Here is a 26654-nt window from a genome sequence, read left to right as displayed (position 1 = left end):
TGCGTGGGCCGTCATCCGGAACCGGTAGCGTGAGTCGACGATTCCGCAAGTCCCCCATTCGTAGGAGTCTCGGTGACGCAGAGTGGACAGGGCGAGGAGCCCTCGGCGCGGACCGCGCGCGAAGGCATCGTGCTGCCCTCGGACGGTGGGGCGCCGCTCCATCCGAGCGATCTGCCACCGGCGCCGCTGCCGCCTGCCCCGGCCCAGCCGTGGGACCAGCAGCGGCAGTGGGGTTCCGAGGAGGCCGCGGCGCCCGCCGGCCACTGGAACAGCGCGCCGTCCGCGCCGCCCGCTCCGGAGTGGGGCGGTCAGGGCGCGCACGGCCCCTACGACCCGTACGGGGCCCAGGCCGCGTACGGCAGCCAGGGCGGGACGCCGCTGCCGCCCGAGGGCTCCCCGGGGCCGGAGTACGGCCTCGGGGGATACGGCGGGACGGGCTCGGGTTCGCCGCTGCCGCCGGCCGCGGGTGAGGCGGCCCCGCCGCAGGCACCCGTGGACGAGGGGGCCACCCAGTACATCCCCTACGTACCGGCGACCGGGCCCATGCCCATGGACGAAGGCGCGACGCAGTACATACCGCCGGTGGCCGCGCAGGAGCCCGCCGCGGAGGCCCCCACGCAGTTCCTGCCGCCGGTCGGGCCGGGCGCGCTGCCGCCGGAGGCGTCGGCCGACGCGACGGCGTACCTCGGGCGGGTGCCGGACCACGGCGCCGGGCCCCTGCCGCCCGTCGGCCACCCCGGACAGCCCCCGCACACGGCGCCCGCCGGGAACCCGGACGCCCAGCCGACGCAGTTCATACCCCCGGTGGCCGCGCAGGCGCCGGCCCAGCCGCGGCCGTACGGTGCGCCGGGGCCGCGGCGGCCGAGCCCGCCCCAGCAGCAGCCGGACGTGTTCGACAGCCTCTTCCGCAGCGACGCGGCGGCGGAGGGTGCCGCCGGGGCCACGCAGCAGATGCCGAAGATCGACCACACGGCTGCCCCGCAGCCGCCGCGGGGCCCGGGCGGGCCCTCCGGTCATGGCGGTCACGGCGGTCACGGTGGTCACGCCGGGCGGGCCGGCGCGAGACGGGACGGCGGGGGCGGCGGGGGCGGCCGTACGAAGTCCCGGGTGCCGCTCATCGCGCTCGTCGGGGTGGGGATCGCCGTGCTCGGCATCGGGGCGGGTGCGCTGATGGCCGGGTCGGGGGACAAGGACTCGCCGAGCGACAACAAGCCCGTGGCGGCGACCGGGGCGCCCGAGGAGTCGGAGTCAGCGGCGGCCGATCCGGCGAAGGAGCAGGCGGTCGCGCTGGACAAGCTGCTGGCGGACAGCGGCAACAGCCGGAACAGCGTGATCAAGGCGGTCGGGAACATCAGGACCTGCACGAACCTGGGGCAGGCCGCCACCGATCTGCGGGACGCGGCGAAGCAGCGCAACGAGCTGGTGACCCGGCTCGGCGGACTGTCCGTCGACAAGCTGCCCGACCACGAGGCCCTGACCACCTCGCTCACCAAGGCGTGGCAGGCCTCCGCCTCCGCCGACAACCACTACGCCGCGTGGGCCGACCAGAGCGCCGGCAGGAAGGGCTGCAAGAAGGGCCAGGCGCGCCCCACCGGCCAGACCCGGGCCGGCGACGCGGCCAGCGGTACCGCCAGCGCGGAGAAGGCCAAGGCCGCCAAGCTCTGGAACACCATCGCCACGACCTACGGCCTGACCACGCGCCAGGCGGTCCAGCTCTAGCGAAGCGGCGCGGCCACGGCGCTGCGGCCGCAGTCGGAGCCGCAGTCGGACCCGGAGACGGAGACGGAGCGTGCCGGCCGGAGCCCTTCGGCCGGCGCTCCGTCCCGGCGCCGCCCGGTCCGCTCAGCTCTCCGCCTCCACCAGTGTCTTCTCCACGTTCACGAAGTCCCGGCGTGCGGCGACCAGCCGGCCCTTGCGGACCACCTGGAAGGTGACTTCCGGGTTGATGAGGCGGGGGAAGCCCGCGGAGGCGATGAGGTCTTCGAAGCGCCACCTCAGAGGTGGGGTGAGGCCGCCCGTGGTGACCGTCAGGCCGCCGTCGAGGACGCGGCGGATCGCCTGGGCGGTCACCTCGCTGTCGCCGATCTTCTGCAGGGCGGCCCGCAGGACGGTGTACGCGATCCACGTGGTCTGCACACCCGGGTCCGCCGGGTCGATCCGGTTGTCGTCGAACGCGTGCTCCCGGATCACCTGCTTCATCCGGTCCCACCGTTTGTCGGTCTCCACCGGGTACCAGCCGGTGACGTACGCCCCCTCGTACGGCCCCGACCTGCCGCCGGTCGTGTCGATCACCGTCTGGTCGACGCTGCCGAGGACGGTTCCGGTGCGGACGGACGGGTAGTCCCCGCGGTCCCGGCGGAAGGAGTCCATGAAGGTGAAGGTGCGGTCGCCGAGCGCCGGGACCACACAGCCCTCCGTGGCCGGATCGGAGGCGGCCCGCCGCAGGGCCTCCCGGGCGTGCCCGCCGTACTCGGTCGCGTCCTCGGCCGCCAGCTGGTCCTCGGATCCCCGATGGCCCCCGGACCGCAGTCCCGAGTCCAGCAGCAGCGGCAGCTGGTCGCCGGCGATCGAGTCGGGGCGTACGAGGGCGACCGGGCCGCACGTCTTGGCCAGCTGCTCACCGAGGCCGGCCATGAGGGAGGCCTGCCCGCCGTTGACCGGATAGGACAGCGCGCTGGCGAACTCGTCGTCGGTGACGCCGTAGCCGCCGATGTACGGGATGCCCGCGGACTCCAGCGGGGCGAGATAGGAACGGCCGTGCTGGCTGTAGGACCCGACGACCGCGACGACGTTCTCGTCGGCGGCGCGACGGGCGCACTTCGCGGCGGTCACGGTCTCGTTGTGGTCGTTGCAGGTCAGGATCTTGAGTTCGCGGCCGTTGATGCCACCGTTGGCGTTGATCCAGCGGGCGTACGCCTTCGCCATGGCGGGCATACCGGGCTTGTTGGTGGCGGACGTCTTCTCCGGGGCCCAGGTCATGACGGTGACGGTGTCGTCCCCGGTACCCCCCGTGGTACCGGGGACGACCCCGCACCCGGCGACGAGTGACGCACACGCCGCCAGTGTGGTGGCCCTGACCAGGCGTTTGGCGAGCCCTAGGGGGAGGTCGGTGAACGGAGGGGTCCGTCGTGCCCGGGAACCAGTCATGGCTCCGCACGATTCCGCCACACCGCCAACCCGGGTGTGACGGATGGTCGACGTGAGGTGACCGGGAGGTGAATTACGAAGAGCTACGATCGTATTTTCGCGTGGCTGCAGAGAGGAACGCACGATCGATGACCGTCCAAGGTCCGGAGACCCCTTCCCGTCGCGGGCGTCGCTCATCCACCATGGGCGACATGCCACTGAACGACATGCCGTGGTGGCGCTGGCGCAGCAATGTGCGCTCCGCGCTGCACATGCTCTCCGACCCCGCGTTCCAGCAGAATGTCTGGCTGGCCGGTGTCGACGGGTACGGGGACGTCACCGACGCCGTGTACCGCCTGGTCGAGGACACCTGGCTGGACAACTGGTCCGCCGAGAAGTACGTGGGCACGATCTTCCGTGACGCCCAGGAGGCCGCCCTCGTCGACACCGCCGTGCTGCGCGTGCTGCGGATCATGCACCAGGTCGGCCCGGACGCGCCCGTCTCCGCCTACGTCGACCACGAGGCCTGGCCCGAGGCCGTCCGCGCCGCTCGTGAGGCCCACGTACGCCTCTCGGCGAGCGATGGGGAGGACCCGGACACGCCGCCGCGCACCCTTGAGGTGCTGCGGATCATGACGCGGGCGGCGTAGGGGCCGGGAGGGCGGGCGGGGCGCGAGGGACGGGCGAGGGGCGGGCGGGTGGTCCGGTCCTCGGGACGGTTGCCGACCCGGGTACGCCATATGGGACCCTGTCGGGCATGAACGCGCAGTCCACCCGAGCCGCGGCGCCCGCCGACCAGTACGTCCTCACCCTCGCCTGCCCGGACAAGCCGGGCATCGTGCACGCCGTGTCGAGCTACCTCTTCATGACCGGCGGCAACATCGAGGACAGCCAGCAGTTCGGCGACCACGACACGGGACTGTTCTTCATGCGCGTCCACTTCTCGGCGGAGGCGCCGGTGAACGTGGAGAAGCTGCGGGCCAGCTTCGCGGCGATCGGTGACTCCTTCCAGATGGACTGGCAGATCAACCTGGCCGACGAGAAGATGCGCATCGTCCTGATGGTCAGCAGGTTCGGGCACTGTCTGAACGACCTGCTCTTCCGGGCCAGCATCGGGGCGCTGCCGGTGGAGATCGCGGCCGTCGTCTCCAACCACACCGACTTCGCCGAGCTGGTGGGGTCGTACGACATCCCCTTCCACCACATCCCGGTGACCAAGGACACCAAGGCGCAGGCCGAGGCGCGGGTGCTGGAGATCGTGCGCGAGGAGAAGGTCGAGCTGGTCGTTCTGGCCCGCTACATGCAGGTCCTCTCCGATGACCTCTGCAAGCAGCTGAGCGGTCGCATCATCAACATCCACCACTCCTTCCTGCCGAGCTTCAAGGGTGCGAAGCCGTACCACCAGGCGCATGCGCGGGGTGTGAAGCTGATCGGGGCGACGGCGCACTATGTGACCGCCGACCTCGACGAGGGGCCGATCATCGAGCAGGAGGTCGAGCGGGTGGGGCACGGGGTGACGCCCGAGGGGCTGGTCGCGGTCGGGCGGGACGTGGAGTGCCAGGCGTTGGCGCGGGCGGTCAAGTGGCATGCGGAGCGGCGGATTCTGATGAACGGGCGGCGGACGGTCGTCTTCGCGTAGGGGCTCCGCCGGGCGGGGGGGGGGCCTCAGGGTCGGGGGCGACTGCTGTGTTGGCGGGTGCGGGTCGTGGGTGGTTGCTCGCGCAGTTCCCCGCGCCCCTGAGCGGGCTGCGCCCGTTTCAGTCGCGCGGTTCCTCGCGCCCCTGAAGGGCTGCGGGACTGGAAGAACTGCGCTCTTCCCGGGCTCCTACATCCGGCTCAGGGATGCCGCCGCGAGCAGGACGTCTTTGATTGCCTCGCGGTCGCCGGCCTGGCCTGCCGCCGCTTCCTCCGGGGGGACGTGGCCGGCGGCCAGGCGGCAGAACTCGACGCCGTCCAGGGCGACGTGGGCCACCTCGTGGTCGGCGGAGCCGAGGGCCGCGGGGGAGTCCAGGGGGATGAGCCACTCGCCGCCGCCGGAGCCCTCGATCTCCAGGCGGAGGCTGCGGCCGGGGGTGCCGGCCGGTACGAGGTGGCGGCCGGGCGGGGGTGGGGACGCCAGGCCGGCCCGGCGGCGCTCGGCCAGGGACACCGGCAGCATGCGGACCGCCAGGTCGATCATGCCGTGCAGATCGCGGCCGGAGGGCGGCTCGTAGGGGTAGTCCACGGCCTCCGCGATGTCCTCCGCGTGGATCCAGCACTCGAACGCCCGGTCCAGCATCGCGTCGCGCAGGGGCAGCTCGAAGCCGCCGTACGAGACCGGCAGGCGCCCGGAGTTGTCGGAGCCGTCCGGACCGCCACCGCCCGTGAACGACGCCGTGCGGACGATGTCGTGGCTCTGTTGCCGCCAGGGTGCGCGCAGGGCACGGTTCGGCGGGAAGTGGGACGCCTTCCAGTAGGCCTCGGTGCGCGCCTCCGGCGTACCGCCGACGGGCTCGTCGCCTTCGCGATCCAGCCCGCCGAGCGGGTCGTCCAGGCCGAGCGCGGCCGCCACCATCCCGTCGACGGTGAGCAGATGGGCGATGACCCCGGCGACGGTCGTCCGCCGGCTCACCGGCCCCACGCCCTCGAACCAGCGCAGCCGTACGGGCGCGTGCCAGTCGGCGGTCCCGATGTCCTGCAGCAACGCGTCCAGCCGGGCCGTCTCCGCGTCGTACGGGGCGGCCCAGCCGGGCACGGGGATGCGCGGCGGGCGGCGGCGCAGACAGATGCCCAGCACCTGGGTGCGCAGCGACGGATCCAGGTCGAGGCTCTCCGGCGGGTGGAGCAGCCCCACGGCCTCCCGCAGCCGGCGCGCCTCGTCCGCGCACGCCCCGCACGACCCGAGGTGCTCCTCCACGGCCAGCGCCTCCTCGGCCGAGCACGCCGCCAGCGCCCAGGCCCCGAGCAGCGCCTTGAGCACATGGTGCTCCAGCACGAGGGACGCCGGGGGTGCCGTCGGCGGCGCGGGGTCGGGCAGTGGCAGCCCGGTGTCCTCCACGGAGGTACGCGGCAGCGGTATGCGCGGCGGCCCGGCCGGCGCGTCGCCGCCACCGTCACCATCACCGTCGCGGGGGCCGCCGGGCCCCTGCTCCTCCGGGTCGTCGCCGGGGGCCCCGAACGGGGTCGGTCCGCCGGTCACGCCGTGGCCCCGGGTTCGGGCGGGGTGCCGGAGGGACGGGTGTCGTGGGCGGTGGACAGGAGCTGCAGGCCGAGGCGCAGGCGGCGGCGGGCCTCGTCCTCGGTGACGCCGAGGTCGGTGGCGGTCTGGCGGTAGTCGCGGCGCTGGAAGTACGCCAGCTCCAGGGCGGCCCGCAGCGATGTGGGCATCGCCTGCACTATGTAGTCGGCGCGGGCCGCGACCGACGCGTGGCGCACCTTGCGCTCCAGGTCCTCCGCGGTGCCCTCGCCGCCCCGGGCGAGTGCGGCGGTCTCGGTGGCGCGCAGCCGCTGCACCGCCAGGCGGTGGGTCAGCGCCGCAACCCAGGAACGCAGGGGGCCGTGCTTGGGGTCGTACGCCTCGGGGTTCTCCCAGAGCTGGAGGAACACCTCGCGGGTGATGCCGTCGGCGCCCCGCTCGTCACCGAGGACGCGGTGGGCGAGCCCGTGCACGAGGGACGCGAACCGGTCGTACAGCTCACCGAGCGCCGCCGCCTCGCCTCGCGCCAGCCGCTGCTGCATCTTGCGGTCCCAGCGGGGCGGTGCGTCCTTCGTCGCCATACGGCCCCCTCACCCTGCTCGTACCTGCGCCGTTCCTGATGACCGTCGGACCGTGGACCCCGTGTCGACCCGTCACCGACCCCTCGTCGGTCCGGCGTCGCAGCGGCCCGGTCCGGGCACCGTTTCAAGCCTCCGTGCACTGCCGTCCCGAATGTAGTCGGCACCGCTGACCGCGCACGCCCCTTTATGGCAATGTGCGCCCCTCGTGGCGCCGGAGATGGTATGACCCCCGGCGCAAGCCGTTTCCATGCCGCCCACGTGGGCGTCCGCCCGCCTTTCGTATGCTTGTACGACCTCATATGTGGCCGGATCTGCATGGATCCGACCGCTCAGGACCGCTTCGCATCCATTCGCGATCAATAGTCGATCACATGTGACCGTACTCGATAGAAATCGCACCGAAAAGGCCCCTGAATTGGCTCGCTTACCCCGCTCTTTCGGCGGGCCGCGGGTGTTTCATGGAACGACGGCGGGGCAGCCGCGCAAGCAGGAAGCGGTGCAGTGGCTTCCGGTTCGGCGACTGAGAGGCATCGCGGTGACGTTCGAAGTGACCGACGGCGATCAGGACGGGCAGGACGGGCAGGGCCTACCGGGCGAGCGGGGCGAGTGGGTCGTGCTGCACGTGTCCGGTGAGATGGACCTGGTCACCTCGCCCCTGCTGCGGCAGCGGGTGCACGAGGCGGTGGCCGACGGCCGCCGAAGCCTCGTCCTGGACCTCTCCGACGTCGTCTTCTGCGACTCCAGCGGAGTGGGGGTCCTCATCGCCACCCGCCGCCTCCTGCGCTCCTGCCGGGGACGGCTCAAGCTGATCCTCCCCGCCGACGGCCACGCGGGCGGCGGACCGGCCCAGGGCGCGCATGTCAACCGCGTGCTCGCCGCCCTCGGCGTCCGCCGCCTCTTCGACGTCCACCCCGACGTCGCCTCGGCGGTCGTACCGGAGCCCGAGGAGGAGGTCGGCCCACTGTCGGCCTGACCTCGGCACCTCTCCCGATGAGCAGTACGTACGTGTGAGCTGAGCTGTCGCACGCGGTGGCGTCCCGGTGGCCACACAGTTGTCCCGGAATTCCCGCAGTCTTGGTACAAGCGACGCTTTCGCGCTCCCTCCGGGCCTCTGACGTCGTACGCTCCGTCCGAGAAGCACCCCACTTGACGTAAGGCGGGCCCCGAGAGACATGGTCAGCAGCGAGTACGAGCGCAGGATCGCCGCCCGGTTCGCCACCTTCGACCAGGACGGCAACGGCTGGATCGACCGCGAGGACTTCAGCGCGGCGAGCAAGGCGGTTCTCAACGAGTTCGGCACCACCGCACGTTCGGACAAGGGCCAGGCCCTCTACGGCGGCGCCGAGGCCTTCTGGCAGGGCATGGCCGGCATAGCGGACCGGGACGGCGACCAGCGCATCACCCGGGACGAGTTCGTGAACGGCGCGGTCAAGCGACTGCGCGACAACCCCGACCGATTCGCCGAGATCGCCCGCCCCTTCCTGCACGCCGCCCTGGCGGTCGCGGACGCCGACGGGGACGGAAAGGCCTCGGTCGAGGAGGCCGCCCGGGTCCTCAAGGCTCTCGGCGCGCCGGAGGAGGTCTGCGCGGCCGCCGCCGCCACGCTCGACACCGACGCCGACGGCAAGGTGGACGAGGTGGAGGTCGTGAACGCGTTCGCCCGCTACTTCACCGTGCCCGAATAACGCTCGCGCAGCTTGTACTTGAGGACCTTCCGCAGGGTCTCGTTGCGCGGAAGGGCGTCCACCACCTCCACCTGCTCCGGCAGCTTGTGGACCGACAGCCCTTCCGCGCGCAGGTACGACGTCACCGCCTCCAGGGTCAGCGCCTCGGTCGCCGGCGGCTGTTCCACGACCGCGCAGACCCGTTCCCCGCGTTCGGCGTCGGGGAGACCGATCACCGCCACGTCCCGCACCGCCGGGTGGCGGTGCAGCAGGTCCTCGATCTCCTTCGCCGAGATGTTCTCGCCCTTGCGGATGATGACGTCCTTGAGGCGCCCGGTCAGCACCAGATGGCCGCTGTCGGTCAGGTGCCCGAGGTCGCCCGTCACGAAGAACCCGTCCGCGTCGAACGCCGTCGCCGACTGCGCGGGGTCCAGATAGCCCCGGCAGACGGCCTCCCCCCGCAGCCGAACCTCGCCGTCCGCCGCGATCCGTATCTCCATCCCGGCCGGCGGCCGCCCCTCCGTCGTCGCCAGGTTCTCCACCGAGTCGTCCGGCGCCCCCATCGTGATCATCGGGACCTCCGTCATGCCGTACCCGTGGGTGAGCTGCACGCCCATCTCCCGGACGACGGCGTGGTAGACCTCGGGCGGTTTCGGGGCCCCGCCGCCCGCCAGCAGCCGCAGGGTGGGAACGACGGGAACACCGGGCTGTTTGCGCTGCTCGGCCAGGAACATGGAGTAGAACGCCGTCGACCCGCCCGCCACCGTCACCCCGTGCTTGCGGTAGCCCTCCAGTGCGGCCGGCAGCGCGAAGTGCTCGAACAGCACCGCCGGGAAGCCGTACAGCAGCAGCATCACCATGTAGTCGGGGCCGCCGATGTGCGCGTACGGGAAGGCGATCGAGCCGACGTCGTCCGAGGTGAGCCGTAGCGCGTGGGCGAGACAGGAGCCGCCCGCGATGAGCGAACGGTCGGTGTGGAGGACGCCCTTGGGGTCGGAGGTGGTGCCCGAGGTCCAGTAGATCCAGCGGACGGAGGTGCCGTCGTCCGGCGGGGCCGGGAGCGTCGAGGGATCGCCGTCCGGGAGCAGGTCGTACGCCTCGAAGACGCCGCGCGCCGCCAGCCGCCGGGCCATCTCCGTGTGGTCGAAGCCCCGCCACTGGCCCGGCACCGCGAAGAACTCCGCCTTCGACTCCCGCAGCGCGAAGCCGACCTCGCGGTCGCGGTAGAAGGGGATCACCGGGGACTGGACGGCGCCGAGGCGGGCCAGGGCGAAGGAGAGCAGGACCGTCTCGATCCGGGTGGGCAGCTGCCAGGCGACGACCGTGCCGGGGCGTACGCCCCTGTCGTACAGCCCGGCCGCCACCCGCTCGGCTCGGGCGCGCAGTTCGCCGAAGCTCAGGGTGCGGTCGTCCTGGAGGAGGACGGGCCGGTCGGGGGTGAGGCCGGCGCGGCGGTCGAGGAGTTCCCAGAGGGTGCGGGACGTGCCGAGTGCGTGGGCGGTGTCATTCACAGCGCGGGGCCCCTTCTTTTGAGGCTCGGTTCGCCTCCGGGGCGCTCCGGTCGGTGTCCGAGCCCGCGACCGTGCTCGACCCCGCGGGCCTCCGCGCGCTCGCGGGCTCGACACCGACGCGCCCCTTCGGCTCACTCGCCACTGGCTGACGGTATGTCAGATCGTGGCCAGAGCGTAGGCCGGGGCGCCTTGTCGGTCCAGGGGTGTGCCACTAACCTGCTCACGAGGATCTGACGGTCCATCAGATAACTGAGTGGGGGATCCATGACCGAACTGCCCCGCATCATCAGCGTCGACGACCATGTGATCGAGCCCGCGCACCTCTTCGACACCTGGCTGCCGGAGAAGTACCGCGACCGGGGCCCGAAGCCCCTCACCGCCGGGATCGGCGAGCTGGCGTACATCGCCGGCAAGTACCGGATCACGATGGACCCCGAGGGGCAGCCGACGGACTGGTGGATCTACGAGGACCTGAAGTTCCCGTACAAGCGGAACATCGCGGCCGTCGGCTTCGACCGGGACGAGATGACCCTGGAGGGGATCACCCGCGAGGAGATGCGGCGCGGCTGCTGGGACCCGAAGGCCCGGCTGGCGGACATGGACCTCAACCACGTCGAGGCCTCGCTGTGCTTCCCGACCTTCCCGCGCTTCTGCGGTCAGACCTTCGCCGAGGCGCACGACAAGGAGGTGGCCCTGGCCTGCGTGCGCGCCTACAACGACTGGATGGTCGAGGAGTGGTGCGGCGACAGCGGCGGCCGGCTCATCCCGCTCTGCCTGATCCCCCTGTGGGACATCGACCTCGCGGTCGCGGAGATCGAGCGGAACGCCGCCCGGGGCGTCCGGGCCGTCACCTTCTCCGAGATCCCCACCTACCTCGGACTGCCCTCCATCCACTCCGGCTACTGGGACCCCTTCTTCGCGGTCTGCCAGGAGACCGGGACGGTCGTCAACATGCACATCGGCTCCAGCTCCCAGATGCCGGCCGCCTCCCCCGACGCACCCCCCGCCGTCCAGGCCTCGCTCTCCTTCAACAACGCGATGGCCTCGATGATGGACTTCCTCTTCAGCGGGGTCCTGGTGAAGTTCCCCCGCCTCAAACTCGCCTACAGCGAGGGTCAGATGGGCTGGATCCCCTACGCCCTGGAACGCGCCGACGACGTCTGGGAGGAGCACCGCGCCTGGGGCGGCGTACGCGACCTGATCCCCGAGCCGCCCTCGACGTACTACTACCGGCAGATGTTCTGCTGCTTCTTCCGCGACAAGCACGGCATCGCCTCGCTGGACGTCGTCGGGCGGGACAACGCCACCTTCGAGACCGACTACCCGCACGTCGACTCGACCTTTCCGCACACCAAGGAGGTCGCCCTCGACCATGTGAAGGGCCTCGACGACGAGACGGTCTACAAGCTCATGCGCGGCAACGCGATCCGCATGCTCGGCCTGGACCTCGACCGCCACCTCGGCACGTAGGGCCCCGGGCGATGGACCTCGCGTACAGCCCGGCGCAGGAGGAGTTCCGGGCGCGGCTGCGGGAGTGGCTGGCGAAGACGCTCCCCTCGCTGCCGCCGAAACCGTCGCCCGGCGACTGGCCCGGACGACGCGCCTACGACCTCGGCTGGCAACGGACGCTGTACGACGCCGGGTACGCCGACGTCCACTGGGACGCCTCGCCGACCACGCGGCTGATCTTCCTGGAGGAGACCGAACGGGCGGGCGCCCCTTACGTGGGCGCCGGCTTCGTGGGGCTGCTGCACGCGGGGCCCACGATCGCCGCCGAGGGCACCCCCGGCCAGCGGGCCCGCTGGCTCCCGCCGATCCTGCGCGGCGAGGAGGTGTGGTGCCAGGGGTTCAGCGAACCGGACGCCGGTTCCGACCTCGCGTCGCTGCGCACCCGCGCGCGCCGGGACGGCGACGCGTACGTGGTGAGCGGGTCCAAGATCTGGACCTCGCACGCCGAAGTCGCCGACTGGTGCGAGCTGTTGGTGCGCACGGATCCGGACGCGCCGAAGCACCGGGGCATCACCTGGCTGGCGATGCCCATGGACGCGCCCGGCGTGACCGTACGGCCGCTGCGCACGCTCGCCGGCTCCACCGAGTTCGCCGAGGTCTTCCTCGACGAGGTGCGGGTGCCGGTGGCCAACCGGGTGGGCGAGGAGAACGACGGGTGGCGCGTGACGATGGTGACGCTGTCGTTCGAGCGCGGGACGGCGTTCGTGGGCGAAGTGGTCGCCTGTCGGCGGGTGTTGGGGGAGGTCGCGCGCCAGGCGCGGGCGAACGGACGCTGGGACGACTCCTCGGTGCGGCGGAGGCTGGGGCGGCTGAACGCGGAGTTCCGGGCCCTGTGGCGGCTCACGCAGTGGAACGTGAGCGCGGCGGAGGCGAGCGGTGGTGTGCCGGGAGTGGGGGGCTCGGTCTTCAAGCTGAGGTACTCGCGCGCGCGGCAGGAGCTGTTCGACGCGGCGGGGGAGGTGCTGGGGGCGGAGGCGGTCGATCTGGGGCGGCCGTGGGTTCTCGACCGGCTGGGTTCGCTGTCGTACACGATCGCGGCCGGGACGTCGGAGATCCAGCGGAACATCGTGGGTGAGCGGATTCTGGGGTTGCCCAAGGGGTGAGGGGGGCGACAGGGGCGGGGGTGTGGTGGTCCGCGGCCGCGTGGGGTCGCTCGTGCGGTTTCCCGCGCCCCTGTGGGGCGCGGTGTCGTACTCGGGGTTGAGGAGGGGCTCTCGGCTATGCGGTTTCGACTCACTGAGGATCAACAGGCGTTGCGGGACGGCGTACGGGAGTTCCTGGCACGGCGTTTCGGGCGGGAGGCGCTCCGGGCCGCCGTCGACCGGCCCCGGCTGGACCGGGAGCTGTGGCGGGATTTGGGGGCGGTCGGGTTCTTCGCGTTGCGGCTGCCGGAGGCGCGGGACGGGGTCGGGGCGGGGCTGCCGGAGGCCGTGTTGGTGTTCGAGGAGGCCGGGCGGGCCCTGTTGCCGGGGCCGCTCGTGGCCACGCATCTCGCGGCGGGGGTGGTGCCGGGGGCGGCGACCGGGGAGGCCGTCGTCACCGCTGTCGGGGGCGGGGGACTGGTGGAGTGGCTGACGGAGGCGGACGTGGTCGTGGGGGAGGCGGGGGAGGCCGTGGAGCTGCGGTCCGTCGACCCGTTGACGCCGCTGCACCGGGTCCCCGGGGCCGGTTCGGCCGCCCGCCCCGATGATCTGTTCGTCCTGCTCACCGCCGCCGAGCAGTTGGGGACGGCGGTGCGGGCCTGTGAGGCCGCGGTGCAACACGCCCGGACGCGCGAGCAGTTCGGGCGGCCGGTCGGGGCGTTCCAGGCGGTCAAGCATCTCTGTGCCGAACTGCTGGTGCGGGTGGAGGTGGCGCGGGCGGCGGTGTACGCGGCGGCCGTGACCGCCGATCCGGTGGACATCGCGGCGGCCCGCCTGCTGGCCGACGAGGCCGCGGTGCGCGGGGCGCGCGACTGTCTCCAGGTGCACGGCGGCATGGGGTTCACCTGGGAGGCCGACGTACACCTGTGTCTGAAGCGGGCGTGGGTGCGGGCGGAACGTGGCGGATCGATCACGGAGAGTGAGGAGTTGCTGGCGGGGGAACTGTTGGTCGAGGCGGGCTGACCGCGCTGACCAGGCGCGGAACGTAAAGGTGTGGCGGCGTAACACTCGAATGTCGCGGAACGTGGCATACCGGAATTACCGAGCGTTGATATCGGGTTGTGTCCTGAGTGTGACTTGTCACGGCCTGGAGTCGGAGTCCCGCTCCGGTACCTTCTGGTGGATGCGAGTGGTTCCGAGGTCGAGCCGAGTCGGTGTTGCCCCTGTGGCGGCCCCGGATCCGGCGGTGCGCGGCGCTCGTGAAGTGGGCCGAAGTCTCGCGGCCCCGGTCTGTTCGACTCGCCGCGATGAGCGTCGCACAGTATGCCGTACGCGTACTCCTTCGCGCTGGAATATGCCCGAAGCGCTTGTTGAGGTGACTGTACGTCAACCATGCTGTCCTGTAAGGGGATCACGTTCCGTGATCCCGGTGCCGACGGTGTCGTTGACGGTGGCGTCGGCCAGGCAGCAGATGACCACGATCGTGGCCCCTGAGGGGCGTGCGGCGATGTGTCCGCCGGTTCGGATGGTGTGAGCGGTGCAGGTGCTTCAAGTGCAGCTGGAGATCCGGCCCGACCCCGCAGAGGTGGGTCGCGCACGGAGATGGGCCCGTTCACGGCTCGCCGGGTCCGGGATAGGGGACGACGAGCCGCTCGCCGAGACGCTGATCCTCCTCGTCTCCGAGCTGGTCACCAACGCGGTGGTCCACACCGGCCGTCCGGCCGTGCTGCGGCTGCTGCTGTCCGCCCTGCGCGACGGTGCGGTCGGCAAGGTCCGCCTGGAGGTCGCCGACACCAGTGCGTGTCCGCCGACCCCGCGATGCGCCGACGGTGACGAGACGGGCGGGCGGGGCCTCGCCCTGGTCGAGGTCCTCGCGGACCGCTGGGGCTGGTCCTATGAGGGTGTCGGCAAGCGCATCTGGTGCGAGCTGGACCGGGTGGTGCCGGGGGTCGCCGGGGCGAGGGGCGCCTCGGGGGCGTCGGGTGGTGCGCCGGGAGCGGGCAGCGGCGTCGTGGCGCCGGCGGTCTATCCGGCGTGCAGCGCGGTGACGGGGGTCGCCGCGGTCGCCCGGGAGAGCCTGGTGTGCGAGGGGATGGCGTACGACGGAATGGCGTACGACGGAATGGCCTACGAGCCGGTCTAGCCGGGGCTGTCCTGTGCGGGGTGCGGGGTGCGGGGTGCGGGGTGCGGGGTGCGGCGTGCGGGGCGACGGGCGACGGCGTACCCCCTGCCCCTGCCGCCGCTCGGTGGGCCGGCCTCCCGTTGGGGCGTCAGGTGTGCGCGGTCGCCCGTAGGTGCGCCGCACGCGCCTGCGCGTGAGTGCGTGGCGCGGGGTGGTGGTCGGCGGTGGCCCGGCCGTGCGCCGGGACGTGCTTCCGTACGCACCGCCACGATGCCGGTTTCGTCTGCCTGCTCCCCGAACGGGTGTTGACGTGTCCTGTCCGTTTGATCACGCTTGTGTCCAGCGATTCACCGCGAGGGGACGACGAGGGCTTCGGTGACGGAAGTCCTCGACGAGCGTGGGTCGCGTTCGGCGTCGGCTCGCGCAGGCGGGGGCGGAGCGGGTCCGCCGAAGCCGGATGGCGGCGCGCGGTGCCGTGCTCGGGGCGGACAGCGCCGCGCCGCCAGCCGGCTCAGGGGCCCGATGGCCCGAAGTCCCATGGCTTGAAGGTCCCGTGATCCGAAGTCTCCGTGATGCGCAGTCCCCGTGTCGCGGCGTGTCTACAGGAGGGCGATCGGCGCCACCGGCGTGCCCGTGGCGCCGACGAACGGTTCGGGCATCGCCGAGAGCAGGAAGTCGTACCGCGTAAGTTGTCCACAGGCTGTGGACAACTCTTCCAGATTCCAGTTCTGCCCCTGCGGCATGCCCATCTCGACCAGGTGGAGCGCGTGCACCGGCAGCCACAGGTCCTCGATCTCCGGCGGGAAGATCTCGAACGTCAGGGTGTCGTTGGCGACGGCGGCGACATCGCGCGCGTGGAACCACTCCGGGGTGCGCACGGAGAGCCCCGGCGAGGGGAACGCGTACCCGTGCTTGTCGCCGGCCAGGTAGGTCCGGATCTGCCCCGTGCGAACCAGGACGATGTCCCCCGCGCGGACCCGCGTCCCCGCCAACTCCTCGGCCGCGTCCAGGTCTTCGGGGGTGACCGCGTGGTCGCCGGGCAGCCGGTCGTCGTCGCGGCCCAGGGCGCGCGGGATGTCCAGGAGTACACCGCGCGAGACGATGTGCCGGGCCTTGTCGATGCCGGCGAAGGCCGCGCCGCCGTGCGGGGTGATGGTGTCCGCCGGGCGGCCGTTGTAGATCCGGCCCGAGTGCGAGACATGGGTGAGCGCGTCCCAGTGCGTCGCCGCCTGCAGTCCCATGGTCACCGCGTCGTCGCTGCACGCCACCGTGCCCGGACCGAAGATCTCCTGGTTGATCTGCACCATCGCGTGCAGCGGGTTCACCCGGCCCGGCATCATCCCCGTCTGCACGCCGTCCTGCTGGAGGGGTAGTGCGAGCGGCACCCGGCGCCCGGTGCGGACCGATGCCGCGGCCTCCCGTACGACCTCGTCGGTGATCAGGTTGAGGGTGCCGATCTCGTCGTCGGCCCCCCAACGCCCCCAGTTGTTCACGCGCTTGGCGATGTCGTGGAACTCCACGGGTAATGACATCGGCCCTCCCCGGGGCTTGTGTGGGTATGTCGGACGGGCCGTAGAATCGCCGTACGAGCAGATCTGACGGTACGTCAGGTGATGGTCCGTCAGACAACGGTCCATCAGAAGTCCGGATGAGGGGAAGGGGCCGGGGTGGGAAACTTCTTGGCAGGCAAGGTCGTCGCCGTCACCGGAGCGGGTCGGGGGATCGGCCGGGCGGTCGCCGTCGGTGCCGCCGCCGAGGGCGCGCGCGTCGTCGTCAACGACTACGGCGTCTGCGTCGACGGCTCCGAACCCACCAGCTCCGTCGCCGAGACCGTCGTCAAGGAGATCGAGGCGGCCGGTGGCGAGGCCGTCGCCGTCGCCGACGACATCTCCACCATGGCCGGTGGGCAGCGGCTCGTGGACACGGCGGTCGAGGCGTACGGACGGATCGACGGGGTCGTCTGTGTCGCCGGGATCCTGCGCGAGCGGATGCTGTTCAACATGGCCGAGGACGAATGGGATCCGGTCATCGCCACGCATCTGAAGGGCACGTTCACCGTGTTCCGGGCCGCGTCCGCCGTCATGCGGAAGCAGCGGGCCGGGACCCTGATCGGGTTCACGAGCGGCAACCACCAGGGGTCCGTCTCGCAGGCCAACTACAGCGCGGCCAAGGGCGGGATCATCTCCCTGGTGCGCAGCGCGGCGCTGGGTCTGCACCGGTACGGGGTGACCGCGAACGCGGTGGCGCCGGTGGCGCGTACGCGGATGTCCGCGGGGGTGCCGATGGAGCTGACCGAGATCGGTGAGCCGGAGGACGTGGCCGCGTTCGTGGTGTACCTGCTGTCGGACCGGGCCCGGGAGGAACGGATCACCGGGCAGGTGTACACGGTCGCCGGGCCGAAGATCGCGGTGTGGGCTCAGCCGCGGGAGCTGCGCTCGGCGTATGCGGAAGGGGGCTGGACCCCGGAGAGGATCGCGGAGTTTCTGCCGGGGGCGGTGGGGGTGGATCCGATGCCGATGCTGGAGCGGGTGGAGGGGATGGCCCGGGCCGCGGCGGCCGGGGAGCGGCCGAACGCGTGAGGGGGCGGGGGCGGTGGTTCGTCGGCGGGTGCGGCTGCGGTGGGAACTGCGCGAGAAGCCCCACGCGCCTGCACCCGCCGACGAAGCAGGCACCCCGCTCCATCCGCGCGGCGTTCATCGGGAGGTGGCATGGACTTCGGGTTCAGTGACGAGGACGAGGCGTTCCGGGCGGAGGTGCGGGACTGGCTGGGGGCGCACGCCGGAGTGGGCGAGGACCGGCGGGACTGGGAGCGGACGCTCGGGGCCGCCGGGTGGATCGGGCTCGGATGGAGCGAGGGCGGGTACGGGAACCGGACGGCCACGCTGGTCCAGCAGGTGGTGTGGGCCGAGGAGTACGCACGGGCCGACGTACCCGCCCGCTCCGGGCACATCGGGGAGAAGCTGCTCGCGCCGACGCTGATCGCGTTCGGGAGCGAGGAGCAGAAGCGGCGGTTCCTGCCGCCGATCGCGCGCGGCGACGAACTCTGGTGCCAGGGGTACAGCGAGCCCGGCGCCGGGTCCGACCTCGCAGGGGTGCGGACCAGGGCGGAGCGGGCGGACGACGGGTCGTACCGGATCACCGGACAGAAGATCTGGACCTCGCTCGCCCATGAGGCCGACTGGTGCTTCGTGCTGGCCCGTACCGAGCCGGGCTCCGCGCGCCACCACGGGCTGTCGTTGGTGCTCGTGCCGATGGACCAGCCGGGCCGGATCGAGGTGCGGCCCATCCGGCAGATGACCGGGACGAGCGAGTTCAACGAGGTCTTCTTCGACGGGGCGCACGCCCGCGCGGAACACGTCGTCGGGGGCGAGGGGAACGGCTGGCGGGTCGCCATGGGGCTGCTCGGCTTCGAGCGGGGGGTGTCGACCCTCGCCCAGCAGATCGGCTTCGAGCGGGAGTTGGGGGACGTCGTACGGGCCGCCGTGGCGAGCGGGGCGGCGGACGATCCCGTCGTCCGCGACCGACTCGTGGGGCAGTGGGCCGAGTTGAAGGCGATGCGGTGGAACGCCCTGCGGACGCTCGGCGGGGCGCAGGGCGGGGCCGAGCCGGGTGCGCCGAGCGTGGCCAAGTTGCTGTGGGGGCGGTGGCACCGGCGGCTCGGCGAGCTGGCCATGGAGGTGCGGGGCGCGGGGGCGGTGCTGGGGCCGCGGCAGTGGTCGGCGCCGGAGCCGTACGCGCTGGACCCCTTCCAGTACCTGTTCCTGTTCAGCCGGGCCGACACCGTCTACGGCGGTTCCGACGAGGTGCAGCGCACGATCATCGCCGAGCGGGTGCTCGGTCTGCCGAGGGAGCCGAGAGGCTGAGCTGAGGGGTGAGGGCCATGCGCGGAGTGGTGTTCGACGGGAAGCGGGCCGAGGTCGTCGACGATCTGGTCGTGCGGGAGCCGGGTCCCGGTGAGGTGCTGGTGGCCGTCTCGGCCGCCGGGCTCTGCCACAGCGACCTGTCGGTGGTGGACGGGACGATTCCGTTCCCGGTGCCGGTGGTGCTGGGACACGAGGGGGCGGGCGTCGTCGAGGCGGTGGGGGCGGGGGTCCGGCACGTCCGGCCAGGGGATCACGTGGCCCTGTCCACCCTCGCCAACTGCGGCGCCTGCGCCGACTGCGACCGGGGGCGGCCGACCATGTGCCGCAGGGCGATCGGACGCCCCACGCGGCCGTTCTCGCGCGGCGGGCAGGAGGTGTTCCAGTTCGCCGCGAACTCCGCCTTCGCGGAGAGGACGGTGGTCAAGGCCGTCCAGGCGGTACGGATTCCGGACGACGTTCCGCTGACCTCCGCCGCGCTGATCGGGTGCGGGGTGCTGACCGGTGTCGGCGCGGTGCTCAACCGGGCACGCGTCGACCGCGGGGACACCGTCGTCGTGATCGGGGCCGGCGGGATCGGGCTCAACGTCGTACAGGGCGCGCGGATCGCGGGGGCGACGCGGATCGTCGCCGTGGACGCCAACCCGGACAAGGAGGCGGTGGCGCGGCTGTTCGGGGCCACGCACTTCCTGACGTCCGTGGCGGGAGTACGGGACATCCTCCCCACGGGCGCCGACCACGCCTTCGAGTGCGTCGGCCGCGTCGAACTCATCCGCCAGGCGATCGACCTGCTGGACCGGCACGGCCAGGCCGTCCTGCTCGGTGTGCCGGCCGCGACCGCCGAGGCGTCCTTCCTCGTCTCCTCCCTCTACCTGGACAAGTCGATCCTGGGCTGCCGGTACGGCTCGTCCCGCCCGCAACGGGACATCGCGCTCTACGCCGACCTCTACCGGGAGGGCCGCCTGCTCCTGGACGAGCTGGTCACGGCCACCTACCCGGTGGAGGACTTCGCGAAGGCGGCGCAGGACGCGGGGGAGGGGCGGGTGGCGCGGGCGGTGCTCACCTTCTAGGCCACCGGGCTGCTCTCCTGCCCGGTCCGCTCCGCACGGCCGGCCCCCGCCGTACGCGTGGCCGCCCCTTCCGCCTTGAACGTCCGCCGGTCCGCCGGTACGCCGTCGGGGTCACCCCCAGCGCGCCCTGCGGATGCTGGCGCATCGACTGGGCCGTGACACCTTCGGCTCCTACGACGTCGTCGGGTACGCCTCGGGCGCGCTGTGCGCGGCTGCGGCTCTGATGGCGTTGGTGATACGGAGGCGGCCAGTGGGGCGGGTGGGGTTGGCGGTCACCCGAGGCGGGGGCCCGCCGTCAGGTCGTGAGCCGGCCGAAGCGGCCCCTGTGGAACAGCAGCGGCATCGTGTCGTCGGCCGTGTCCAGTGCCCGCACCCGGCCCACCACGATCAGGTGGTCGCCGCCGGTGTGGACGGCGTGGACCGTGCAGTCGATCCAGGCGGCGGCGCCGGTGATGCGGGGGGAGCCCGTGGCGGGGGCCGGGGTGTGGGTGACGCCGGCGAACTTGTCCGCCCCGCTCACCGCGAAGCGCCGGCACAACTCGCCCTGGTCCGCGCCGAGTACGTTCACGCAGAAGACGCCCGCGCGGGCGATCCGGGGCCAGGTCGTCGACGTACGGCCGACCATGAACGCCACCAGCGGCGGATCGAGCGAGAGGGACGAGAACGACTGGCAGGCGAAGCCGGCGGGGGGTTCGGTGGGGGCCGAGGCGTCGGCTCCCGGTGGCGGTGGCGGTGGCGGTGGCGGTGGCGGTGCCGGGGCGGTGATCACCGTGACGCCCGTCGCGAAGGCGCCGAGGACGCGGCGGAACTCCGCCTGGTCGACCGGCGCGCGCTCGTTCTCGCCGACGCAGCGCAGCTCGGGGCGCGGCAGCGCTTCGAGGACCGGTTCCGGATGCGTCGCCCTGCCACTTCCGTCCGCCGGGCCCGCCCTCAGGTAGCGGACGGCGGCGGCTGCCATTCCCGCATGTCCCATCACCTCACCATTGAAACTGACGGTCCGTCAGAAGTGAAGTGTGGTCCCGTAAAGTCCCGTAACGGTTCCCCCGTGGCCCGTGGCCCGTGGCCCGTGGCCCCCGGCTTTGGGTGAGCCCCCTCAGCGGCCCTCGTAGCGTGGTGTCCGTCGTTCCACGAAGCTCGCCACGCCCTCCTGGGCGTCCGCCGTCGTCATGTTGATCTCCTGCGCGGCGGCCTCGGCGGCGAAGGCGGTGGCGCGGTCGGTGTCGAGGGAGGTGTTGACCAGGTGTTTGGTCGACGCCAGGGCGCGGGTCGGCCCGGCGGCGAGCCGTTCCGCCCACTCGCGGGCCGTCTTCCGCAGGTCCGGGGCGGCCACGACCCGGTTGACGAGGCCGAGGCGCTCAGCGTCGGCGGCGGACAGGGCGTCCCCGAAGAACATCAGCTCCTTCGCCCGCCGGGGCCCGACGAGGCGGGGCAGCAGATACGCGCCACCCCCGTCGGGGACGAGGCCGCGCCGTACGAACACCTCGATGAAACGGGCCTCCTCGGCCGCCAGTACGAGGTCGCAGGCGAGGGCGAGATGCGCGCCCAGGCCGGCCGCCGTGCCGTTCACCGCCGCGATCACCGGCTTCTCGCAGTCGAGGACGGCCGCGACGAGCCGCTGTGCGCCGAGGCGGATCAGGCGCGCCACGTCACCGGCCACGCGCCCCTCTTCGGCGCCCGCCGTGTCGCCGCCGGTCGAGGCGCTCCGCAGGTCCGCGCCCGCGCAGAATCCGCGACCCGTGGCAGTGATCACCACCGCGCGCACGGCGGGGTCGCAGGAGGCGTCGGAGAGGAGGCGGATGAGGTGTTCCCGCTGGTCGGGGGTGAGGGCGTTCATCGCCTCGGGGCGGTTGAGCGTGATCCACGAGACGGCGTTGTCAGTGGCGTGCAGTATCAATGAGTCACGGGATTTTTCGGGATGTTCATGAGGGGAAGCGGACATGTGGGTGCTCCAGTTGTCACGGGGAGTGGTTGACGTCCTCAGGGGGTGGCTGCGCTCAGCGGCACACCGCCAGCGCGTCCAGGGCCACGGCCCCCTGTCCCCTCGGCAGCACCATCAGCGGGTTGATGTCCAGCTCCGCTATCTCGTCCCCGAGTTCCAGCGCCATGCGCTGCACGCGGAGCACGACCTCCACGAGGGCGTCCACGTCGGCCGGGGGAGCCCCGCGCACCCCGTCCAGCAGGGCCCGCCCGCGCAGTTCGGCGAGCATGGCGTGCGCCTGGTCCTCGGCGAAGGGGGGCACGCGTACGGCGGAGTCGCGCAGGACCTCCACGAGGACCCCGCCGAGGCCGACCGTGACGGTGGGCCCGAAGAGGTCGTCGTGGGTGACGCCCACGACCATCTCCACCCCCCGCTCGACCATCTGGCACACCAGCACCCCGTCGAGGGAGACGTCCTCGTAGCGGGCGATGTCGGTCAGCTCGCGATAGGCGTCGCGGATCTGGCTCGCGGAGGTCAGCCCGACCTTCACCAGGCCGAGTTCGGTCTTGTGGGCGATGCGGGCACCGGACGCCTTCATCACCACCGGGTAGCCGACGAGGCTCGCCGCGCGCACGGCCGCCGCCGCGCTGGTCACCAACTGCTCGCGCGGCACGCGTATGCCGTACGCGCGCAGCAGCTGCTTCGCCGCGTGCTCGCTCAGCTGCTGCCCCGGCCGCATCAGCGCCTTCGCCTTGCGGAAGGAAGGGGAGGGGGAGCGCGGTGCCTCGTCGAAGGGGGAGCGGTAGGCGCTGGTGAAGCGGGTGTGGTCGAGGTGGGCGCGGACGGCCGTGATGCAGTTGGCGAAGGTGCGGAAGGTCGCCACCCGGGACGACCCGAGCAGCGTCTCGCGATAGGCGGCCTCGGTGCCCACCGGCGACCCCCACACCACGCACACCAGCTTGTCCGTCCGCTCCGCGGCGGCCACCAGGTCCTCGGCGAGCTTGTCGCTCATCGGCGGGAAGGGGCCCGTGATGGGACAGATCAGCACGCCCACCGAGGGGTCGTCGAGGATCGCGTCGAGGATGCGGGGGCCGCGCCAGTCACCCACGGGGTGGCCGCCGTTGTCGACGGGGTTGGCCACGCTCAGATAGTCCGGGATCCACTGGTGCAGCTCCGCCTGCTTGGCCTCGGAGAGGGTGGGGAGGGGGAGGCCGGCCTCGGTGGCCAGGTCGGCGAAGTGCGCGCCCGTGCCGCCCGAGATCGAATAGACGACGACGCCCTCGGGCCTCGGGCCGGCCGCCCCGGGGCTGCGCGGGCGCCGGGCCCGCGCCAGGAGCGTGGCGGTGTCCTGGAGTTCGTCGAGACCGTCGACGCGGATCACGCCGTACTGCCGCATCGCCGCGTCCACCACCGCGTCCGCGCCGGTCAGTTTGCCGGTGTGGGAGGCGGCGGTGCGGGCGCCGGTCTCGGTGCGGCCGACCTTGACGGCGACGACGGGCACACCGCGCCGGGCGGCCCGGTCGGCGGCGAGGAGGAAGGCGCGGCCGTCCTTGAGGCCCTCGACGTAGGCGGCGATGGCGCCGACCTCGGGGCGTTCGGCGAAGTAGGAGATGAAGTCGGCGGTCTCCAGGTCGGCCTCGTTGCCGGTGGGGGCCCAGTGCGAGAGGCGGATGCCGATCTCCTGGAGGGAGAAGACGGGGCGGCCCTGGTGGCCGGACTGGGTGATCAGCGCGATCGCCGGGCCGTCGAGGTCGTCGCGGAAGCGCTCGAAGGCGTTGAGGTTGGTGTTGGGGCCGAGCAGCCGCAGCCCGTCGGCACGGGCCACGGCGGCGGCCAGCCGCTCCTGCGCGGCGGCGCCCTCCGCGCCGGTCTCGGCGAATCCGGAGGCGAAGGCGACGGCGAACTTCACCTTGGCCGCGGCCAGTTCGTCGATCACGGTGAGGGGGTCGGAGAGGAGCAGGACGGCGAGGTCGACCTGTTCGGGCAGGTCGGCGACGGAAGGGAAGCACGGGATGCCGAAGACCGACTCCCGCGTGGGGTGCACGGGGTGCAGCCGGGCGCCGACGCGTTCGGACCAGGCGAGCAGCTGCCGGGTGATCCCGGTGTTCGGTCGCCCCTCGGTGTCCGAGGCGCCGATGACGGCCAGGGACTCCGGGCGGAATAGCCGGTCCAGATCGGGGACGTCGGCGTACAGCGGACGCCCGCTGACGTCCAGGTCGCCTGCCTCGGCGGGCCTGCCGTGCACGACCTGCGTGGGGTGCTCTCCGCACGCGATGGCCCGGGCCCGGCGGGAGTCGGTGGTGAGGGTGCCGTGGGTTGATCCAAGCATCGGTCCGCCCGCTCCTGTGTGACAGCCAATTCAGTGACGTGACGCATTCACGTTTCTGACGACACGTCAGATTTCAGGTTACTGAACTGACGCTGTGTCAGGAATGGGTGTGCGGGCAAAGCTACGCGGCAGTAAGGAGGTTGTACCCGTGTCGGGGGACGGTCAGACGTGTGGGAGGGGATCGGTCTGGGGCGGGGGTGGCTTGGTGGGGCCCTCGCGTCCGGTCGGGCGGTCGGGCGGTCGGGCGGTCGGGCGGTCGGGCGCCCGGCGTCCGCCTGCCCTCCCGCCCGTTCGCTCAGCGGGTGGTGCGGATCTGTACGGTGACCGCGTCGCGCGTGGTGACGCCGCCCGTCTTCACGATGGCCTTGGCGATCTTCTCCGCGTCGAGGGCGAGTTCGCGGAACATGCCGCTGATGGGGTTGGTGAAGCCGGTGAAGTACAGGCCGGGGGCGTTCTGGGGGAAGCGGGCCCCGTGCACGACCGGCTTCCCGCGTCCGTCGAGGACGTCGAGGTGTCCGACGAGGCCTTCCAGGGCGCGGCGGTAGCCGGTGGCGGCGATCACGGCGTCGGTCTCGATCCGGGTGCCGTCGCCGAGGGCGACCTTGCCGTCCTCGAACCCCTCGACCGACGCGACGATCTCGACCTTGCCCTTGCGTACGGCGTCGATGAGTCCGACGTCCTGCACGGGAACGGCCCCCTCGTGCACGCGGGAGTAGAGGCCGGTGTCGGGCCGGGCCAGGCCGTGCGCGGACAGGTCCGGCACGCTGAGCTTCGCCATCGGCTTGGCGAGCCGGTCAACAAGGGCGACCGGCAGCCGCCGTACGAGGACGCCCGTGTACTGGGCCGCCCACCCCGCGGTCGACCGGCGCACGATGTGCGGGGCCGTCCGCACCGAGAGCCGCACGCGCCGCGCCCCGCCCTCGACGAGGTCGACGGCGATCTCGGCGCCGGTGTTGCCGATGCCGACGACGAGGACGTCCCGGCCGGCGTAGGACTCGGGGTTGCGGTACTCGCGGGCGTGCACGAGATCGCCGGTGTACGAGTCGCGGCCGGGCCAGTCGGGGATGTGGGGGGTGTGGTTGTAGCCGGTGGCGACGACGACCGCGCCGCCGGTCAGCTCACGGCCGCCGGTGGCGTGCAGCAGCCAGCCGGTGCCGTCGGCGGTCCGCTCCACGCGGGAGACCTCGACGCCGGTCACGATCTCCAGCTGGTGCACCTCGGCGTACTTCTCCAGGTAGCGGACCACGTTGTCCCGCGACACCCACCGGCCGAACCGGCGCGGCATGGGCAGGCCGGGAAGCGCCGACAGGCGCCGGGTGGTGTGCAGATGCAGCCGGTCGTAGTGCCGCCGCCAGGACGCCCCGACCCCGTCCGACTTCTCCAGCACCACGGCCCGCACCCCCTGGGCCCGCAACGCGTACGCGACGGCCAGCCCGCCGGGTCCGCCACCGATCACATAGACGGGGCGGTCGGAAGAGGCGGGAGTGACGGAAGCTCTGGAGTCGGCCATGCGCCTGAGCGTATTCACGCCCTCATTTGTTGGGTCTCGGTCAAGCCCGGAATTGGTTGCGGATTGATCACGGGTGTAGGAGGCGTGGGTGGGGTCTGTGGCGTAGGTCTCTTGGAATGTGGGGGTGAGGTGGGGAGGCGTCCCACCTCACCTCACGCTCCCTGCGGTCGCGGCAGGGGGCCTTCACGCCCGGATCCGCCGGGTGGTCATCAGCCCTTGCGCATTCACCCCCGCTCCGCTGAACTGACGTACCGTCAGAAACCCCGCGTCCACGCGGAAGGGTGGCGATGTGCATGGAGTCGATCTGGCTCGGCGGTGCCGAATGGCTGGCTGTTCTTCGTATCGGGCTCGGGCTGTGGTGGCTGGAGAGCTGGCGGCACAAGGACAAGGGGGCGTGGTTCGAGGGGGCCGGGATCGAGTGGGCCGCGGGGGTGGCGGAGAAGCATCGGTGGGGGGCGGTGCGCAGCGGGTTCGACGTGGTCGTCAAGCCTCGGCCCAAGGCGATGGCGTACGTCGTCGTCTACGCCGAACTCGCCCTCGGGCTCGGGCTGATCCTCGGGGTGCTCACCCCGGTCGCGCTCGTGGGCGGGCTGCTGCTCAACCTCCTCTATCTCGTACTGATGATCCACGACTGGGCCGAGCAGGGGCAGAACTCGATGATGGCGCTGATCTCGGTGGTGGGGCTGTTCGGGATGTCCTGGCAGACCTGGTCCGTCGACAGCGCGTTGGGCTTGTTCTGAAGGGGGCGCGTGAGGAGCGATGGGAGGAGCGGCATGCGGTTCGATGTGCCCGAGGCCGATGAGTTCACCCGTACGTACTGGGACGCCGCCGCCGACGGGCGGCTGCTCCTGCGGCGCTGCGCGGCTGCCGGCTGCGGGCGCGCACACCACTATCCGCGCGAGTTCTGCCCGTACTGCTGGAGCGAGGACGTGCGGTGGGAGGAGGCCTCCGGGCGCGCCACCCTTTACACCTGGTCCGTCGTCCACCGCAACGACCTGCCGCCCTTCGGGGAACGGACGCCGTACGTCCCCGCGGTCGTCGATCTCGTCGAGGGGCCGCGGATGATGGCCGAGGTGGTGGAGTGCGCGGAGGGGCGACTGCGCATGGGGATGGGGTTGGAGGTCGGCTTCCGGGAGGGCGGGGGCGTGGTGGTGCCCGTATTTCGCGCGCGCTCGTGACGGGGCGCGCGTTTCAATG

At 72.3% G+C, this 26654-nt stretch carries 23 protein-coding genes; 14 read left to right on the top strand and 9 right to left on the bottom strand.

The genetic code is table 11. The annotated features are described in order from the left end of the window. The first annotated feature begins 72 nt into the window (after positions 1-72). Entirely contained in the window at positions 73-1719 is a 1647-nt protein-coding gene (locus STRBO_RS0137050) for a hypothetical protein (RefSeq protein WP_005486179.1), read from the top strand. 123 nt (positions 1720-1842) lie between these two features. Here STRBO_RS0137050 and STRBO_RS0137045 read toward each other — a convergent pair whose 3' ends face one another. After that, on the bottom strand, positions 1843-3147 hold the full coding sequence (locus STRBO_RS0137045; RefSeq protein WP_005486178.1) for an ABC transporter substrate-binding protein: 1305 nt from the start codon (positions 3145-3147) through the stop codon (positions 1843-1845). Positions 3148-3275: 128 nt separating this feature from the next. Between STRBO_RS0137045 and STRBO_RS0137040 the strand changes: the two genes are divergently transcribed. After that, entirely contained in the window at positions 3276-3776 is a 501-nt protein-coding gene (locus STRBO_RS0137040) for an SCO4402 family protein (RefSeq protein ID WP_028797063.1), read from the top strand. A gap of 107 nt (positions 3777-3883) precedes the next feature. Next, complete coding sequence (gene purU / locus STRBO_RS0137035) at positions 3884-4765, top strand: formyltetrahydrofolate deformylase (protein WP_005486176.1); 882 nt, start codon at positions 3884-3886, stop codon at positions 4763-4765. Between the two features lie 186 nt (positions 4766-4951). Here purU and STRBO_RS0137030 read toward each other — a convergent pair whose 3' ends face one another. Further along, a complete protein-coding gene (locus STRBO_RS0137030) occupies positions 4952-6304 on the bottom strand; it encodes a zf-HC2 domain-containing protein (RefSeq protein WP_005486175.1) in 1353 nt (450 codons plus the stop codon). Then, positions 6301-6882, bottom strand: coding sequence for a sigma-70 family RNA polymerase sigma factor (locus STRBO_RS0137025; protein WP_005486174.1), 582 nt, complete (start codon positions 6880-6882; stop codon positions 6301-6303). The genes STRBO_RS0137030 and STRBO_RS0137025 overlap by 4 nt, the downstream gene beginning before the upstream one ends. Before the next feature lie 529 nt (positions 6883-7411). On the opposite strand from STRBO_RS0137025, the gene STRBO_RS0137020 reads away from it, so the two are divergent. Beyond that, positions 7412-7855 carry an STAS domain-containing protein gene (locus STRBO_RS0137020; RefSeq protein WP_381207765.1) on the top strand — a complete coding sequence of 148 codons (444 nt, stop codon included), beginning with the start codon at positions 7412-7414 and terminating at the stop codon, positions 7853-7855. A gap of 199 nt (positions 7856-8054) precedes the next feature. Beyond that, positions 8055-8567, top strand: a complete 513-nt coding sequence (locus tag STRBO_RS0137015) for an EF-hand domain-containing protein (protein WP_005486171.1) — start codon at positions 8055-8057, stop codon at positions 8565-8567. Here STRBO_RS0137015 and STRBO_RS0137010 read toward each other — a convergent pair. Beyond that, positions 8546-10057, bottom strand: coding sequence for a class I adenylate-forming enzyme family protein (locus STRBO_RS0137010; protein WP_005486170.1), 1512 nt, complete (start codon positions 10055-10057; stop codon positions 8546-8548). The two genes, STRBO_RS0137015 and STRBO_RS0137010, sit on opposite strands and share 22 nt — an antisense overlap. A 264-nt stretch (positions 10058-10321) precedes the next feature. Between STRBO_RS0137010 and STRBO_RS0137005 the strand changes: the two genes are divergently transcribed. The 4 genes from STRBO_RS0137005 (at position 10322) to STRBO_RS0136985 (ending at position 14791) form a co-directional block, all read left to right on the top strand. Continuing rightward, positions 10322-11527 carry an amidohydrolase family protein gene (locus STRBO_RS0137005; RefSeq protein ID WP_005486169.1) on the top strand — a complete coding sequence of 402 codons (1206 nt, stop codon included), beginning with the start codon at positions 10322-10324 and terminating at the stop codon, positions 11525-11527. Positions 11528-11538: 11 nt separating this feature from the next. Beyond that, positions 11539-12669, top strand: a complete 1131-nt coding sequence (locus STRBO_RS0137000) for an acyl-CoA dehydrogenase family protein (protein ID WP_020115681.1) — start codon at positions 11539-11541, stop codon at positions 12667-12669. Positions 12670-12786: 117 nt separating this feature from the next. After that, positions 12787-13671: an acyl-CoA dehydrogenase family protein gene (locus STRBO_RS0136995; protein ID WP_005486166.1), complete on the top strand. Its 885-nt coding sequence runs from the start codon at positions 12787-12789 to the stop codon at positions 13669-13671. Positions 13672-14200: 529 nt separating this feature from the next. Then, positions 14201-14791, top strand: coding sequence for an ATP-binding protein (locus tag STRBO_RS0136985; protein ID WP_005486164.1), 591 nt, complete (start codon positions 14201-14203; stop codon positions 14789-14791). A 578-nt stretch (positions 14792-15369) separates the two neighbouring features. Here the strand turns inward: STRBO_RS0136985 and STRBO_RS0136980 are convergent. Next, positions 15370-16302 carry a cyclase family protein gene (locus STRBO_RS0136980; RefSeq protein ID WP_028797061.1) on the bottom strand — a complete coding sequence of 311 codons (933 nt, stop codon included), beginning with the start codon at positions 16300-16302 and terminating at the stop codon, positions 15370-15372. 135 nt (positions 16303-16437) lie between these two features. On the opposite strand from STRBO_RS0136980, the gene STRBO_RS0136975 reads away from it, so the two are divergent. The 3 genes from STRBO_RS0136975 (at position 16438) to STRBO_RS0136965 (ending at position 19700) form a co-directional block, all read left to right on the top strand. Beyond that, positions 16438-17349 (top strand): SDR family NAD(P)-dependent oxidoreductase, encoded by a 912-nt coding sequence (locus STRBO_RS0136975; protein ID WP_005486161.1) that lies wholly within the window; start codon positions 16438-16440, stop codon positions 17347-17349. Between the two features lie 129 nt (positions 17350-17478). Beyond that, complete coding sequence (locus tag STRBO_RS0136970) at positions 17479-18633, top strand: acyl-CoA dehydrogenase family protein (RefSeq protein WP_005486159.1); 1155 nt, start codon at positions 17479-17481, stop codon at positions 18631-18633. A 17-nt stretch (positions 18634-18650) separates the two neighbouring features. After that, entirely contained in the window at positions 18651-19700 is a 1050-nt protein-coding gene (locus STRBO_RS0136965; protein ID WP_020115679.1) for a Zn-dependent alcohol dehydrogenase, read from the top strand. A gap of 295 nt (positions 19701-19995) precedes the next feature. On the opposite strand, the gene STRBO_RS0136960 is transcribed toward STRBO_RS0136965, so the two are convergent. From STRBO_RS0136960 to STRBO_RS0136945, 4 genes are all read right to left on the bottom strand, one after another. Continuing rightward, positions 19996-20673 (bottom strand): flavin reductase family protein, encoded by a 678-nt coding sequence (locus STRBO_RS0136960; RefSeq protein ID WP_237547691.1) that lies wholly within the window; start codon positions 20671-20673, stop codon positions 19996-19998. A 120-nt stretch (positions 20674-20793) separates the two neighbouring features. Continuing rightward, positions 20794-21639 carry an enoyl-CoA hydratase/isomerase family protein gene (locus STRBO_RS0136955; protein WP_005486155.1) on the bottom strand — a complete coding sequence of 282 codons (846 nt, stop codon included), beginning with the start codon at positions 21637-21639 and terminating at the stop codon, positions 20794-20796. A gap of 55 nt (positions 21640-21694) precedes the next feature. Next, a complete protein-coding gene (locus STRBO_RS0136950; RefSeq protein WP_005486153.1) occupies positions 21695-23947 on the bottom strand; it encodes an acetate--CoA ligase family protein in 2253 nt (750 codons plus the stop codon). Positions 23948-24242: 295 nt separating this feature from the next. After that, positions 24243-25457: a flavin-containing monooxygenase gene (locus STRBO_RS0136945; RefSeq protein ID WP_005486152.1), complete on the bottom strand. Its 1215-nt coding sequence runs from the start codon at positions 25455-25457 to the stop codon at positions 24243-24245. A 293-nt stretch (positions 25458-25750) separates the two neighbouring features. On the opposite strand from STRBO_RS0136945, the gene STRBO_RS0136940 reads away from it, so the two are divergent. Together STRBO_RS0136940 and STRBO_RS0136935 are read left to right on the top strand one after the other, a co-directional pair. Then, the gene (locus tag STRBO_RS0136940; protein WP_028797060.1) at positions 25751-26197 is read left to right on the top strand and encodes a DoxX family membrane protein; all 447 of its coding nucleotides are present in this window, start codon (positions 25751-25753) and stop codon (positions 26195-26197) included. 33 nt (positions 26198-26230) lie between these two features. Continuing rightward, positions 26231-26635, top strand: coding sequence for a Zn-ribbon domain-containing OB-fold protein (locus STRBO_RS0136935; protein WP_005486150.1), 405 nt, complete (start codon positions 26231-26233; stop codon positions 26633-26635). Positions 26636-26654: the final 19 nt, after the last annotated feature.

The sequence above is a fragment of the Streptomyces bottropensis ATCC 25435 genome (assembly GCF_000383595.1).
In the GTDB taxonomy this organism is placed as follows: Bacteria; Actinomycetota; Actinomycetes; order Streptomycetales; family Streptomycetaceae; genus Streptomyces; species Streptomyces bottropensis.
This window is presented reverse-complemented; position numbering and strand designations above follow the sequence as displayed.